Annotated in this window: 9 protein-coding genes, 1 tRNA gene, 1 other RNA gene and 1 pseudogene; 10 read left to right on the top strand and 2 right to left on the bottom strand. The window is 71.9% G+C overall.

Going from position 1 to position 13,953, the window contains the following annotated elements; genetic code table 11:
• The 5 genes and pseudogenes from ABKA17_RS45810 to ABKA17_RS45790 form a co-directional block, all read left to right on the top strand.
• Positions 1 to 214: pseudogene (locus ABKA17_RS45810) on the top strand (sugar ABC transporter permease); the annotation flags it as partial.
• Positions 211 to 1,107, top strand: coding sequence for a carbohydrate ABC transporter permease (locus ABKA17_RS45805; RefSeq protein ID WP_353698391.1), 897 nt, complete (start codon positions 211 to 213; stop codon positions 1,105 to 1,107). The pseudogene ABKA17_RS45810 and the gene ABKA17_RS45805, both read left to right, overlap by 4 nt.
• Before the next feature lie 28 nt (positions 1,108 to 1,135).
• Positions 1,136 to 2,449: a glycoside hydrolase family 36 protein gene (locus ABKA17_RS45800; protein ID WP_353698390.1), complete on the top strand. Its 1,314-nt coding sequence runs from the start codon at positions 1,136 to 1,138 to the stop codon at positions 2,447 to 2,449.
• Positions 2,449 to 4,440 carry a beta-galactosidase gene (locus ABKA17_RS45795; protein WP_353698389.1) on the top strand — a complete coding sequence of 664 codons (1,992 nt, stop codon included), beginning with the start codon at positions 2,449 to 2,451 and terminating at the stop codon, positions 4,438 to 4,440. Before ABKA17_RS45800 ends, ABKA17_RS45795 begins: the two co-directional genes overlap by 1 nt.
• A gap of 104 nt (positions 4,441 to 4,544) precedes the next feature.
• The gene (locus tag ABKA17_RS45790) at positions 4,545 to 4,751 is read left to right on the top strand and encodes a DUF4287 domain-containing protein (RefSeq protein WP_353698388.1); all 207 of its coding nucleotides are present in this window, start codon (positions 4,545 to 4,547) and stop codon (positions 4,749 to 4,751) included.
• Between the two features lie 152 nt (positions 4,752 to 4,903).
• Here ABKA17_RS45790 and ABKA17_RS45785 read toward each other — a convergent pair whose 3' ends face one another.
• On the bottom strand, positions 4,904 to 5,887 hold the full coding sequence (locus tag ABKA17_RS45785; RefSeq protein ID WP_353698387.1) for an ArsR/SmtB family transcription factor: 984 nt from the start codon (positions 5,885 to 5,887) through the stop codon (positions 4,904 to 4,906).
• A gap of 108 nt (positions 5,888 to 5,995) precedes the next feature.
• Between ABKA17_RS45785 and ABKA17_RS45780 the strand changes: the two genes are divergently transcribed.
• The 3 genes from ABKA17_RS45780 (at position 5,996) to ABKA17_RS45770 (ending at position 11,074) form a co-directional block, all read left to right on the top strand.
• Positions 5,996 to 7,396: an alpha/beta fold hydrolase gene (locus ABKA17_RS45780; RefSeq protein WP_353698386.1), complete on the top strand. Its 1,401-nt coding sequence runs from the start codon at positions 5,996 to 5,998 to the stop codon at positions 7,394 to 7,396.
• Positions 7,397 to 7,560: 164 nt separating this feature from the next.
• Entirely contained in the window at positions 7,561 to 9,258 is a 1,698-nt protein-coding gene (locus tag ABKA17_RS45775; protein ID WP_353698385.1) for a stealth family protein, read from the top strand.
• A gap of 34 nt (positions 9,259 to 9,292) precedes the next feature.
• The gene (locus tag ABKA17_RS45770; RefSeq protein WP_353698384.1) at positions 9,293 to 11,074 is read left to right on the top strand and encodes a stealth family protein; all 1,782 of its coding nucleotides are present in this window, start codon (positions 9,293 to 9,295) and stop codon (positions 11,072 to 11,074) included.
• 105 nt (positions 11,075 to 11,179) lie between these two features.
• Here the strand turns inward: ABKA17_RS45770 and ABKA17_RS45765 are convergent.
• Positions 11,180 to 11,267, bottom strand: a tRNA-Ser gene (locus ABKA17_RS45765).
• A 72-nt stretch (positions 11,268 to 11,339) separates the two neighbouring features.
• Between ABKA17_RS45765 and ffs the strand changes: the two genes are divergently transcribed.
• Both ffs and ABKA17_RS45755 read left to right on the top strand, forming a co-directional pair.
• Positions 11,340 to 11,438: signal recognition particle sRNA small type (gene ffs, locus ABKA17_RS45760), an RNA gene on the top strand.
• A 72-nt stretch (positions 11,439 to 11,510) separates the two neighbouring features.
• Positions 11,511 to 13,886, top strand: coding sequence for a DNA polymerase III subunit gamma and tau (locus ABKA17_RS45755; protein WP_353698383.1), 2,376 nt, complete (start codon positions 11,511 to 11,513; stop codon positions 13,884 to 13,886).
• Positions 13,887 to 13,953: the final 67 nt, after the last annotated feature.

Raw genomic sequence — 13,953 nt, 5'->3', positions numbered from 1 at the left:
CATCGAGGCCCTGCGCGCCTTCGACCTGGTCTTCGTCTTCAACAAGGGCGCCGAGGGCACCGAGTTGCTGTCCATCCTGGTGACCAACAACATCATCGGTGAGTCCAGCCGTATCGGATACGGATCGGCCATCGCGGTCGTCCTCCTGCTGATCTCGCTCGTCGTGATCATTCCTTACCTGGTGAGCACCTTCCGGAAGGAGCGACGAGCATGAGCGCCACCACCCTCTCCACGGGGCAGCTGAAGAAGCACGCGCCCCTGCGCCCCGGCCGCGTCCTGCTGCACGTCTTCCTCGTGTCGATGTCGCTGGCCTGGCTGGCGCCGCTGCTCTGGGCGATCTACGCGGCCCTGCGCCCGTACGCCGAGACATCCGAGAAGGGCTATGTCTCCTGGCCCGACAAGCTGACGTTCGAGAACTTCACGAACGCGTTCACGCAGTCGGACATGACGCACTACTTCGGCAACACCCTGCTGATCGCGGTGCCGGCGGTGCTGGTGACGCTGTTCCTGTCGTCGATGGTGGCGTTCTACGTCAGCCGCTTCGACTTCCGCGTCAACCTGTTCCTGCTGCTGCTCTTCACCGCCGGCAACCTGCTCCCCCAGCAGGTCATCATCACCCCGCTGTACCGCCTCTACCTGCTCGTCGACCTGCCCGGCATCACCATGAGCGGCAAGCTGTACGACTCCGCGCTCGGCCTGGTCCTCATCCATGTGGCGTTCCAGTCGGGCTTCTGCGCCTTCGTGCTGGCCAACTACATGAAGATGCTCCCGCACGAGCTGACCGAGGCCGCGCTCGTCGACGGCGCCTCGGTGTGGCGGCTGTACTGGCAGATCACGCTGCCGCTGTGCAAGCCGGCGATGGCGGCCCTCGGCACGTTGCTGTCCATCTGGATCTACAACGACTTCTTCTGGGCCCTCGTACTGATCTCCACCGGCGAGAACATGCCGATCACCTCGGCCCTGAACAACCTCTCCGGCCAGTACTTCACCGACCCGAACCTCATCGCCGCGGGCGCCCTGCTCACCGCCGTGCCCACACTGATCGTGTACTTCGTGCTCCAGCGTCAGTTCGTCAGTGGACTCACGCTCGGCGCCAACAAGGGCTGACGCCCCCTCTGTTCGAAAGAGAACCACCGTGCCGCACCCCTTCACCCCCGTCGCCACCGTCCCCGTGGACCGGGCCAACGCCCGTGTCCACGAGGAGGGTTGGCAGTCCTGGAGCCCCAGCGGCGCCTACGCCCTCGACGAGCGGCCGTACCGCCCGACCAACGACAACTGGGCGACCGTCTGCTACCGCCCGGGCGTCACCGTCCCCGAGGGTGCCTTCCAGGGCGAGGGACTGCTGGCCCTCGATCCCGGTGACGGCTCCCCGGTCCGGCTGTGGGCGGCGCCGGAGCCCACGAAAGAGGTTCCGTCGATCCGGCTGACCGTCGAGGGCGACACGGCGGAGGTCACCGCGGACGGCCCGGTGAAGGAGTGGACGGGGGCCACCGTCCAGACGGTGCTGGGCGATTGGGCCGCCTCGCTCGGCGTCACCCCGCCCCGCCCGGCGCCCACCGTCTGGTGCTCCTGGTACGAGTACTTCACCGAGGTCACCGAGGACGACATCCACGAGAACCTGCGCGCGATGGACACCCTCGACCTGCCCATCGACGTGGTCCAGATCGACGACGGCTACCAGAAGGCCCTCGGCGACTGGCTCACCCTCTCCGGCCGCTTCCGTTCCCGACGGGACATCGCGGACGCCATCCGCGCCCGTGGCCGCCGGGCCGGCATCTGGACGGCGCCCTTCCTGGTGGACCCGGCGAGCGACCTGGCCGCCGAGCACCCCGAGTGGCTGGTCCGGGACGCCGAGGGCGGATTCCTGCACGCCGGCCGCAACTGGGGCCACGACCTCAACGTCCTGGACACGACCCACCCGCAGGCGGCGGAGTACCTCGCCGACGTCTTCCGGACGCTGCGTGCCGAGGGCTACGACTACTTCAAGGTGGACTTCCTGTACGCGGGCGCCCTGGACGGCGTACGCCACAAGGACGTCGACCCCCTCCAGGCGTACCGCGAGGGCATCGAGCTGATCCGCGAGGCCATCGGCCCGGACGCCTACCTGCTGGGCTGCGGCGCGCCCCTGCTGGCCTCGATCGGCCTGTTCGACGCCATGCGGGTCAGCCCCGACACGGCCCCGCACCGGCGCCCCGAGGCCGACGACTACAGCCAGCCCGGCCAGGACCCGGCCGAGTTCACCGGCGTGGGACGCCAGTGGCAGCACGGCCGGCTCTGGGTCAACGACCCCGACTGTCTGATGGCCCGCCCCGCCGTGGAGACCCGCGAGCGGTGGGCGGCGCACGTCGAGGCGACCGGTGGCCTGATGGCCTCCAGCGACCGGCTGCTGTCCCTGGACCGGTGGGGCGTGGAGACGACCCGCCGACTGCTGGGCGGGGTCGAGGCGTGATGCTGAAGGTTCCCGGTATCGCCTACGGCGGCGACTACAACCCCGAGCAGTGGCCCGAGGAGGTCTGGGCCGAGGACATGCGCCTCATGGTCGAGGCCGGGGTGACCATGGTCAGCGTCGGCATCTTCTCCTGGGCGCTCCTGGAGCCGAGGGAGGGCGAGTACGACTTCACGCTCCTGGACCGCGTCCTCGACATGCTCTACGCCCACGGCATCGCCGCCGACCTGGCGACCCCGACGGCGGCACCGCCGGCCTGGTTCTTCGTCAGGCACCCCGAGGCGCTGCCCGTGGACAAGGACGGCCGCGCACTGTCGTACGGCAGCCGTCAGACGTTCTGCCCGTCCAGCCCCGCCTATCGGGAGGCGGCGCTGCGGATGGCGCGGGAGATCGGACGCCGGTACGCGGAGCATCCGGCGGTCGTGATGTGGCACGTCCACAACGAGTACGGCTGCCACAACGCGGAGTGCTTCTGCGAGGAGAGCGCGGCGGCCTTCCGGGGCTGGCTGCGCGAGAAGTACACGACTCTGGAGGCGCTCAACGACGCCTGGGGCACCCGCTTCTGGAGCCAGTGGTACTACGACTGGGACGAGATCATCCCGCCCCGCGCCACGGGCGCCGTCCCCAACCCCACGCACCGGCTGGACTGGCGCCGCTTCTGCAGCGACGCGCTGCTCTCCCTGTGCGAGGCGGAGCGCGAGGTGCTGCGGGAGGCGGCCCCGGAGCTCCCCGCGACCACCAACTTCATGGTGATGCACAACTTCGACGCGCTGGACTACTGGCGCTGGGCCCCGAAGCTGGACGTCGTCTCCAACGACCACTACCTCCAGTCCACGGACCCCGAGTCGCACATCGACCTCGCCCTCAGCGGCGACCTGGTCCGCTCCCTGGCCGGCGGCCCCTGGCTGCTGATGGAGCACTCGACCGGCGCGGTGAACTGGCAGCCGGTCAACCGGGCGAAGAATCCGGGGGAGTTGCGGCGCAACGCGCTCGCCCATGTGGCCCGGGGCGCCGACGGCATCGCCTACTTCCAGTGGCGGGCGGCGAAGGCGGGCGCCGAGCAGTGGCACTCGGCGATGCTCCCGCACGCCGGCACCGACAGCCGGATCTGGCGTGACGTGGTCCAACTCGGGTCGGACCTGGGGGCGTTGGCGGAGGTGCGGGGCACGACAGTCCCGGCACAGGTCGCCATCGTCTGGGACTGGAACGCCCGTTGGGCCCTGGAACTGCCCTCGCAGCCCAGCTCGGACGTGCGCTTCCAGGAGCTGGTGCGGTCCTGGTACGAGCCGCTGTGGCGGTCGGGCGTCGCGGTGGACTTCGTGCACCCGGAGGCGGACCTGTCGTCGTACCGGCTGGTCCTGGCGCCGAGCCTGTACCTGGTCGACGACGAGGGCGCGGCGAACCTCACCGGCTTCGCGGAGCGCGGCGGCACGCTGGCCGTCGGCTTCCACAGCGGGGCCGTCGACACCAACTGCCATGTGCAGCTCGGCGGTTACCCGGGCGCGTTCCGTGAGGCGCTCGGCGTGCGCACGGACGAGCTGTTCCCGCTGCTGCCGGGCGAGTCGGTGGAGCTGAGCGACGGCGGCAGGGCGCGGTTGTGGTCGGAGCGGGTGCGCCTGGCGGGCGCGGAGGCGATCACCTCGTACACCGAGGGTCCGCTGGACGGCGTACCCGCGGTGACCCGCAACTCCTTCGGTACGGGCACCACGTGGTACCTGGCCACCCAGCCGGACCCGGCGACGCTCGCCGCGCTCCTCGACCGGATCCGCGTCGAGGCGGGCGTGCTGCCGGTGCTCGACGCGCCCGAGGGTGTCGAGGTGGCCCTGCGGCGGGGCACGGAGGCCGACTACCTCTTCCTCATCAACCACACCGAGGAGAGCGCGGACCTCCGCGTCTCCGCCGAGGCCACCGAACTGCTCACCGGAAAGCCGGTACCGGGCGGGATCACCGTCCCGGCGGGCGAGGTGGCGGTGGTGCGGGAGCCGCGCGGCTGAGCTCGGACGGGGGGTGGGCAGGTGACCTGCCGGGCACCGATGAGTTCCGCCCCCTCGGCCGGTCTCACCTCCGACACCGGCCGAACCGAGAGGACACGATCACCATGACCGCACCTGTGAAGGGCCCCGCCGCCTACTTCCCGTCCATCGAGAAGAAGTACGGCCGCCCGATCGCGGAGTGGAAGGACCTGATCCGCGCCTCGCCCCTCACCAAGCACATGGAACTCGTCACCTGGCTGAAGACCGAACACGCCCTGGGCCACGGCCACGCCAACGCCCTGGTGGCCCACACGCTGGCCGAGGGCAGATGATCCAAGCGGGTCGGGTGAAGTCCACCGCGGTTCGGCAGTGCCCCGAAGGGGCGCGGGGCTGTGTCGATGTGCGGCTGTCGCCGCGTGGGCGCGACCAGCCACAACGTCGCCGCAGACGAACAACAACCCGTCCCCCGCACCCAGCAGAGCGCTCAGCGGCCGGTGAGGCGGGAGCCCTCGGGTGTGCGGCGGTAGAGGACCGCGCGCCCGTCCCGCGCGCGGACGACGAGACCCGCCCGGTGCAGCACCCCCAGGTGGTACGAGACCGTGGCCGGGCTCAGGAAATGGCGTGCCGCCAGCTGGGCCGTGGAGGCCGGCCGGGACAGCGCCGCGAGCAGTCCGGCCCGGGTGGACCCGAGGAGCCCGGCCAGTTCGGCGGAGGGGGTCGCGGGCACGGCGGGCCGGTCGCGCACCGGGTACGCCAGCAGCGGTGGCCGCTGCCACGGGGGCACCGGGTCGACGGCCACCGCCGGGCGGGGCGCCACCAGGGACGGCACCACGACGACCAGGGGCACGGTCAGCCGGATCGTGAACCGGCTCTCGACCCGTAACGCCCCCTCGGCCCAACGGACGTCCGGATGCAGCGAGTTGAACATCCCCGCCGCCCCACGCCGGGCCAGCGCTCCCGCGCACCGGTCGACCTCCGCGTCGAGGACGGCCCGCGCGGCCTCCCAGTGCGGGGCGAAGGCGAGGTCCCAGTAGCGCCGCAGCTCGTCCGCGGTCTGCCGGGCGACGGAGGCACCGCCGCGCGCCATCGCCCGCCGCACCTCCGCGGGCAGCTCCACCCCGGCCAGCCCGCTCGCGGGCCGCCCGTCGCGCAACGCCTCCAGTTCCCCCATGACCCGCTCGGGCGCAGTGGACCGTACCCGCTCCAGCTCCTCCTCGACCGTCGGCGCGGGCCCCGCCGGATGCGGGCTCAGGAAGTCCGGCACATAGCCGCCCCCGTCCAGCGCCAGCGCCGACAGCAGCGGCAGCCGAGCCCTGCGCAGCACCCGCCGGGCCCGCGCCACCCACGGATCGGCGTCCGGGGCGGGACGCAGCCCGAACGGCAGCAGCGTCGCGACGACCTCGTGCAGCGGCGAAACGGCGAACCGCGAACGGGCGAGCCCGTCGGCGTCCACGGTGAGCTCGATCAAGGCCTGCTCCCCCTTGTCGGCCCTCGTCGGCCCTCGCGACTCTTCGAACCTGCTCGAATCCTGGCACGGAAGCTCGCGGCGGCGGGCGGTCGGACGCACTCTGAGGACGTGCGAAGCAGACGACGACTCGGAGCCCTGTCCCTGGCCGCGGCGGTCACCCTGCTGCTGTCGGGGACCTGCACGTCGAACGCCGCCCAGGACCGGCAGGCCGCGGCACCGCACGGGGAGCGCGGGGGTCTCTCCGGGGCCGCGGCCTGCCCCGGCCTGGACGGCTACACGTGCGCCACGCTGTCGGTCCCGCTGGACCACGGTGGCGGCACGCCCGGCCGGCTGTCCCTGAAGGTGGCGGCGGCGGACAACACCGACGCGCCCAAGGGCGTGCTGCTGTTCCTGACCGGGGGCCCCGGCCAGCCGGGCGTCCCGTTCGTGCAACGCGTCACCGAGCGGCTCAAGCCGGTCCTGAAGGACTACCGCCTGGTGATGCTGGACCAGCGCGGCACCGGCGACAACGCCCTGCGCTGCCCCGGGCTCCAGGAACAGATGGGCTCCTCGGACCTGACCTCGCCCACCCCGGACGCGGTCCGCTCCTGCGCCGGCGCCCTCGGCCCGGCCCGCCGTTTCTACGCCACGAACGACACCGTCGCCGACCTCGAACTCCTGCGCCGCGCCCTCGGTGTACGGAAACTGACACTGGACGGCGTCTCGTACGGCACCTACACCGCGGAGCGCTACGCCCTGGCGCACCCGAGCCGCGTGGCCCGCCTGGTCCTCGACTCGGTGGTCCCTCAGACCGGCTACGACCCCATGGACCTGGCGGCGATGCGCGCCGCCCCCGGCATCCTGACGGCGGCCTGCGAGGCGACCGACTGCCCGACCGACCCGGCCGCCGACCTGGCCGAGGTGGTGGAGCGGTACGACAACGGCGTGGACGTCCTGGACACCCTGACGACGTACGAGTTCGTGGACCCGGACTTCAGGGCGGTGATCGACGCCCTCCACCAGGCGGCGAACGGCACGCCGGGCCCCCTGAACGGCCTGATCCAGGGGGTACGGGAGGGCAGCGCGGCCTTGGCCGAGGAGCTGAGCCAGGGGCTGCACGCCGCGACCCTCTGCCTGGACGGCCGCTATCCGTGGGGCAGGTCGGACGCGCCGTTGGACGGTCGCCGGGGCGCCCTGGAGAAGGCGGCCGCCGACCTGACCGCGGCGGACCTCGGCCCCTTCGACACGGCCACGGCGACGGGCCTCGGCTCGATGCTGAGCTGCCTGCACTGGCCCCGCACCCCGGCTCCACCGCTCCCTCCGGCGCACCGCCGCCTCCCGCCCGTGCCGACCCTCCTCCTCGGCGGCGACCGCGACCTGTCGACGCCACTGGAGTGGCTGTACGACCAGAAGAGGCTGACCCCGAGGGCTCAGGTCGTGGTGGTCCGGGGTGCGGCGCACTCGGTGCAGACCCGTGCGGCGAGTGACGCGGGCCGCGAAGCGGTCGCCGACTTCCTCCTGGGCCACTGACCAGTCCCTTTACCACACTTGACGGTGCGAAAGCTGTTCTGGAACCTCTTCGTCCGTTAAATCCCGGAGAACTCTTCTACAACCATCACTCACAGACGTCTGTCTGCTCTCGCAGAGAAGTTCGAGAAGTTGACGGAAGAGTTGATGGAAGAGGAGCCCAGAACGTGACCGTGCGTTCCTTTGCCCGGCGGATGCGACCACGAGTCGAGCGCAAGGCCGCCGAGAGCGTGTGGCAGCTGCGCACCATGCGGCGCCGTCGCCGGGCCGCGGTCACGGATCCGGTGCTCCGCCCGGTCGCGGTCCGAGGCCAGCAGCTCTACGGCCGGGTCGTGACCCGCTTCAGCGCCGCCGAGGCGGCCGCCGCCAACCTCGGTCTCGTCCTCGCCGCGCTGGAACGGGAAGGCATCCCGTACTTCCTGGTCCCGGCCGCCCGGACCCGCCACACGGTCGGTGTGAACGCCGTCGACCGGGAGCGCTTCCTCACCGCGATCGAGGCGCTGAACGAGGGCAAGGCGGTGTTCATCGGCCGTCCCCTGCCCGGCGGAAAGCTCAAGCACCCCGCGCTGTTCATGGACGGCGCGCTGCCGGCCGGGCTGCGCACGGCGCCGGTACTGCGGATCGGGGAGAACCACCTCGGCCCCGCGGGCCAGTTGCTCGCCGGCCCCGAACTCGCCTGCGACGTGGAGTTCTGGGAGGACGGTGCCCAGCTCCTCGCCGGCGCCGACGGGCCCCGGCGCCTGGCCAAGGTGCAGCCCCAGGCCTCCGAGGACATCTTCGCCGACTCCCTCGTCGCACCCAGGAACAACGGCATCACCGACGTACTCCCGGCGTCCGAACAGCGGCCCGCCACCGTGCGCGTCGGAGACCGCGAGCTCCCGAGCTTCGTCCCGTTCACCCTGCCCACCGTCGAGGACGTGACGTTCCCCGTCGACGTCGTCTACACCTGGGTCGACGGCGAGGAGCCCGAGATGCGGGCCAAGCGCGCCCGCCACCAGGACCGCGGCACCGCCGAGATCCTGGACAAGGAGACCAACGCCTCCCGCTACACCAGCCACGACGAACTGAAGTACTCACTGCGCTCACTGGCGATGTACGCCGACTTCGTGCGCCACATCTACCTGGTGACCGACGGTCAGAAGCCGCACTGGCTCGACGACAGCGCCCCCGGGATCACGGTCGTCGACCACCGCGACATCTTCCCGGCGGACGTCCTGCCCGTCTTCAACTCGCACGCCATCGAGACCCGCCTGCATCACATCCCCGGCCTCTCGGACCACTACCTCTACTTCAACGACGACGTCTTCGTCGGCCGCCGGGTCACCCCCGAGCACTTCTTCCACGGCAGCGGCCTGATGCGGATCCCCGTCTCCCCGCTCAAGATCGGCGTCGGCAAGCCGCACGCCGAGGAGACGGCGACCAACTCCGCGAGCAAGAACGTACGAGCGCTGCTCCTGGAGAGGTTCGGCCGGCTGACGACGAACAACTTCATGCACACCCCGCTGCCGCAGCAGCGCAGAACCCTCCGGACGCTGGAGGAACTCTTCCCGGAGGACATCCGCCGCACGACCGCCTCCCGCTTCCGCTCACCGCAGGACATCGCCGTCACAGCCCCACTGCTCTACCAGTACGCCCTGATGACCGGACACGGCCTCCCGGGCAAGTACAGCTTCCGGTACGTCAACATCAGCCGCCCCGACGCCGACAGCCGCCTCGCCGACCTGCGCCACAACCGCCGCTTCGACTTCTTCTGCCTCAACGACGTCGACGTACCGCCCGAGGAGCGGGAACAGGTGAGCGTCCGGATGCACGAGTTCCTGGAGGACTACTTCCCCTTCGCGAGCCCGTACGAGAAGCAGGACTGACGGGCCGGGGGGCTTGGACATGGGGGGAACGGACATGCGTCACCGCTTCGGAGTGCCGGGGGGCATCCGAGCGGCGCGGGACCTGCTGCTGCGCCTGCGACTCTGGCTGACGGCCCGACTCTGGGCGCTGCGCGCGTCCCGGCCGCGCCGGCACCTGCGGGCCGCGGTCCCCGGCCTGCGCCGGGTCACCTTCGGCCCGACCCGGCTCTACGGCCGTACGGTCGCCGGGTACACGGCCGCGGACGCCGTCGAGGCCGACCTGGAGCGGGTGTGCACCCTGCTGGACGGGATCGGCGTCCCGTACTTCCTGGTCCCCGCCGACCACGGGAACGGCGCGCCCCGACAGGTCATCGGCGTCCCCGAGCCGTACCGCGAGACGATCCTCGCCCAGGCGGGCAGACGCTTCGCCGGCACGGTCGGATACGTCGGCGCCGTCGGAGCGGACGGCACGGTGACGACCGCGGCCCTGTGGGCGGACGGAAAGCTGCCGCGGCCTGTGCGCCGGGCCACGGTCCTGCGCACCGGCGTCGTACGCCTCGGCCCGAAGGGACAGCTGCTCACCGGCCTGGAAACAGGCTGCGACCTCGAGTTCTGGCGCCACGGCCGGGACCTCGGCAAGGATCCCGCCTGGCTGACCGTCCCCGGCGACCGCCTCCCGGAGGTCTTCGGCCCGGCCCTCGTCGCGCCGCGCCACAACCCCGTCTCGGAGGTCCTCCCGGTGGCGGCACAGCGCCCCGCCGCGGTCCCGGTCCGCCGCCGCAGCGTGCCCACCTTCGCCGCGTTCGCCGAGCCGGGCATCGACGAGGTCCGCTTCCCCGTCGACGCCGTCTACACCTGGGTCGACGGCGACGACCCGGACCTGGCCGCCAAGCGCCGCGCCCACCAGGCGCTCTCCGACAACCCCATCGCCCCGCGCGAGACCGGCGCCTCCCGCTACACCAGCCACGACGAACTGCGTTACGCCCTGCGCTCGTTGGAGATGTACGCGGGTTTCGTCCGCCACGTCTACCTGGTGACGGACTCCCAGATCCCGTCCTGGCTGGACCCCACGGCGGAGGGCCTGACGGTGGTGGACCACCGCGACATCCTCCCGCCCGACGCCCTGCCGGTCTTCAACTCCCACGCGATAGAGAGCCGCCTGCACCACATCCCCGGCCTCTCGGAGCACTACCTCTACTTCAACGACGACGTCTTCATCAACCGCCCGGTGCGCGCCGAGCACTTCTTCCACGGCAACGGCATCGCCCGCATCCCGCTGTCCCCCCTGAAACTCGGCGTAGGCACCCCGCACCCCCTGGAACCGGCCCCCAACTCAGCGGGCAAGAACGCCCGCGAGGTCATCAGCCGCTTCCACGGCCGTCACATCACCCACAAGTCCCTGCACACCCCGCACCCCCAACTCCTGTCGGTCATGCGTGAGATGGAAGACCTGTCAATAGAAGAACTGGAACGCACGGCGTACTCCCGCTTCCGCTCCACCACCGACGTGGCCCCGGCGTCCACCCTCCACCACCACTGGGCGATAGCCACCGGCAGAGCCGTCCCCGCCGACTACCGCTTCCGTTACGTCCAACTCGGCACCCCCGACATGCACCGCCGCCTCTCCCGCCTGGCCGCCGGCGAGGACGTCGACTTCTTCTGCCTCAACGACGTCGACACGGCACCCGCGGAGAGATCCGCGGCCCGGACGGCGATAGAAGCCTTCCTGGACCGCAAGTACCCCTTCCCAAGCCACTTCGAGACCCCACCCCACACCCCCCTGCACGCCGTACCCGAACTGACCCGGACGAGCCGACGCCGGGACCGCGTCAGATAGCTCACGCCCGCATGCGGACGCCGTACCGCTCCGCCATGCTCAGAACACGACGAAGGGCCCCACCGCGAACGGTGGGGCCCTTCGACATCGTGCCCGGTGAGGCACTGGCGGAGGATACGAGATTCGAACTCGTGAGGGGTTGCCCCCAACACGCTTTCCAAGCGTGCGCCCTAGGCCTCTAGGCGAATCCTCCGCGGCAAACAATACAAGACGTTGAGGAGTGCTCGCGAACTCGTTCCCACCCCCTGCCATCGGGTACTGTTTGGGCAGCCCCTCACGCGGCGCTATCTGACTGAACTCCCCCAGGGCCGGAAGGCAGCAAGGGTAGGTTGGCTCTGGCGGGTGCGTGGGGGGCGCTTGCGTTCCGGCGGGGCCGGACCGGGCGGGGTCGCGCGCGTGGGGCTGGTTGTCAGTGGGCGCCTATAACCTCGTATGCGTGTCGTCTCTCGCGCTGTACCGCCGCTATCGCCCGGAGTCGTTCGCCGAGGTCATCGGGCAGGAGCATGTCACCGACCCGTTGCAGCAGGCGCTGCGGAACAACCGGGTCAATCACGCGTACCTGTTCAGCGGGCCGCGCGGATGTGGCAAGACGACCAGCGCGCGCATCCTGGCCCGCTGTCTGAACTGTGAGCAAGGTCCCACGCCCACCCCCTGCGGGGAGTGCCAGTCCTGCCAGGACCTGGCCAGGAACGGGCCGGGCTCCATCGACGTCATCGAGATCGACGCGGCCTCCCACGGTGGCGTGGACGACGCCCGTGAGCTGCGCGAGAAGGCCTTCTTCGGCCCCGCGAGCAGCCGGTACAAGATCTACATCATCGACGAGGCCCACATGGTCACGTCGGCCGGTTTCAACGCGCTGCTGAAGGTCGTCGAGGAGCCCCCGGAGCACCTCAAGTTCATCTTCGCCACCACCGAGCCCGAGAAGGTCATCGGGACGATCCGGTCGCGGACCCACCACTACCCCTTCCGGCTCGTGCCGCCTGGGACCCTGCGCGAGTACCTCGGTGAGGTGTGCGGCAAGGAGAACATCCCCGTCGAGGAGGGCGTGCTGCCCCTCGTCGTGCGGGCCGGTCAGGGGTCCGTGCGTGACTCCATGTCCGTCATGGACCAGCTGCTCGCCGGGGCGCGGGAGGAGGGTGTGACGTATGCCATGGCCACCTCCCTGCTCGGCTACACCGACGGCTCGCTCCTCGACTCCGTCGTCGAGGCCTTCGCCACCGGTGACGGCGCCGCCGCCTTCGAGGTCGTGGACCGCGTCATCGAGGGCGGCAACGACCCGCGGCGCTTCGTCGCCGACCTGCTGGAGCGGCTGCGGGACCTCGTGATCCTCGCCGCCGTCCCGGACGCCACCGAGACGGGGCTCATCGACGCCCCGGCCGACGTGCTCGAGCGCATGCAGGCACAGGCCGGCACCTTCGGCGCCGCCGAGCTCAGCCGCGCCGCCGACCTCGTCAACCAGGGCCTGACCGAGATGCGCGGCGCCACCTCGCCCCGTCTGCAGTTGGAGTTGATCTGCGCGCGCGTGCTGCTGCCCGCCGCGTACGGCGACGAGCGTTCCGTCATGGCCCGGCTCGACCGGCTGGAGCGCGGCGTGAACTTCTCGGGCGGCGGGGGCGCGCCCGCCATGGGATACGTCCCCGGGCCCGATGCGCATGTGCCTGCACATGGGGGAGCGGCAGCGGCTCCGGTCCCCCCGGGGGGCGGCGCCGCGGCCGCTCGGGCGGCGGTACGAGGATCGGGCGGCGCTCCGCAGACGGGGCCGGGTACGGGTCCCGGTGGCGCCGCGGGCTTCGGTGCCGGTCCCGGCCAGGGCGCCGCGGGATATCCGGCCGCGCCCGTCGACGCCGGTGCGGCCCCCGGCCCTGCCGGCGGCGGCCCGGCCGGTGGCGTCGGCGACGCTCAGCCACAGCAGCCCCAACAACCTCAGCAGCCCCCGGCCCCCGCCGCACCCACTCCCACTCCCACACCCGCGGCCCCCACCACCTCCGCCCCCGGCGCCTGGCCCACCGCGGCATCCGCGGGCGGCGGCCGACGCCCCGGCGGCTGGCCCACCGCGACCCCCGCCGGGGGCGGCCAGCCCCCGGCCGCGCCGAGCCAACCCGCACCCACCGCCACGCCCACGCCTGGCACGCCCGCCCCTGCGGCTCCCGCCCCGGCCCAACCGGCCGCCGCCTCCGCGTACGCACCCCCGGCCGGCGGCCTCGACCCCCGCATGCTCTGGCCGAACATCCTGGAGGCCGTCAAGAACCGCCGCCGCTTCACCTGGATCCTGCTCAGCCAGAACGCCCAGGTGGCCGGCTTCGACGGCACCACCCTCCAGATCGGCTTCGTCAACCCCGGCGCCCGCGACAACTTCGTGAGCAGCGGCAGCGAGGACGTGCTGAAGCAGGCGCTGGGCGAGCAGTTCGGCGTCCAGTGGAAGATCGAGGCGATCGTCGACCCGTCGGGCGGCGGCGCGGCGCCCCCGCAGACCGGCGGCGGCATGTCCGGTCACAACGGCGCCGGTGGCGGTTACGGCGGTGGCGGAGCCCCGGGCGGCTACGGCGCCCCCGGCACCCCCGCCCCCGCACAGCGCCCGGCACCTCCCGCCCCCGCGGCCCCCGCCCCGACGCCCTCGTCGGCCCCGACCCCGCCCCCGGCGGCGGCCCCCACGCCCCAGCCGCCCGCCGCCCCGGAGCCACCCCCGGTCGCCCCCGAGGACGACATCCCCGAGGACGACGATCCCGACCTCAACGAGTCGGCCCTCTCCGGCCGCGAACTGATCGTGCGGGAACTGGGCGCGACGGTGATGGAGGAGTTCACCAACGAGTAGGGCGCCCCACCGCGCCTGCCGCCACCCCTCCCCGCACCCCCGATTAGGAGAAACCCACAACCCCCAC

The sequence above is a fragment of the Streptomyces sp. RG80 genome (assembly GCF_040446465.1).
Classification (GTDB): Bacteria; Actinomycetota; Actinomycetes; order Streptomycetales; family Streptomycetaceae; genus Streptomyces.
The sequence above is the reverse complement of the archived record's forward strand: the minus strand, read 5'-3'. Positions and strand labels throughout refer to the sequence as shown.

Bases quoted from the DNA above. Each gene is read 5' to 3' on its own strand.
- ABKA17_RS45805 (WP_353698391.1), top strand. From the start codon at position 211: ATGAGCGCCACCACCCTCTCCACGGGGCAGCTGAAGAAGCACGCGCCC.
- ABKA17_RS45795 (WP_353698389.1), top strand. From the start codon at position 2,449: ATGCTGAAGGTTCCCGGTATCGCCTACGGCGGCGACTACAACCCCGAG.
- ABKA17_RS45790 (WP_353698388.1), top strand. From the start codon at position 4,545: ATGACCGCACCTGTGAAGGGCCCCGCCGCCTACTTCCCGTCCATCGAG.
- ABKA17_RS45770 (WP_353698384.1), top strand. From the start codon at position 9,293: ATGCGTCACCGCTTCGGAGTGCCGGGGGGCATCCGAGCGGCGCGGGAC.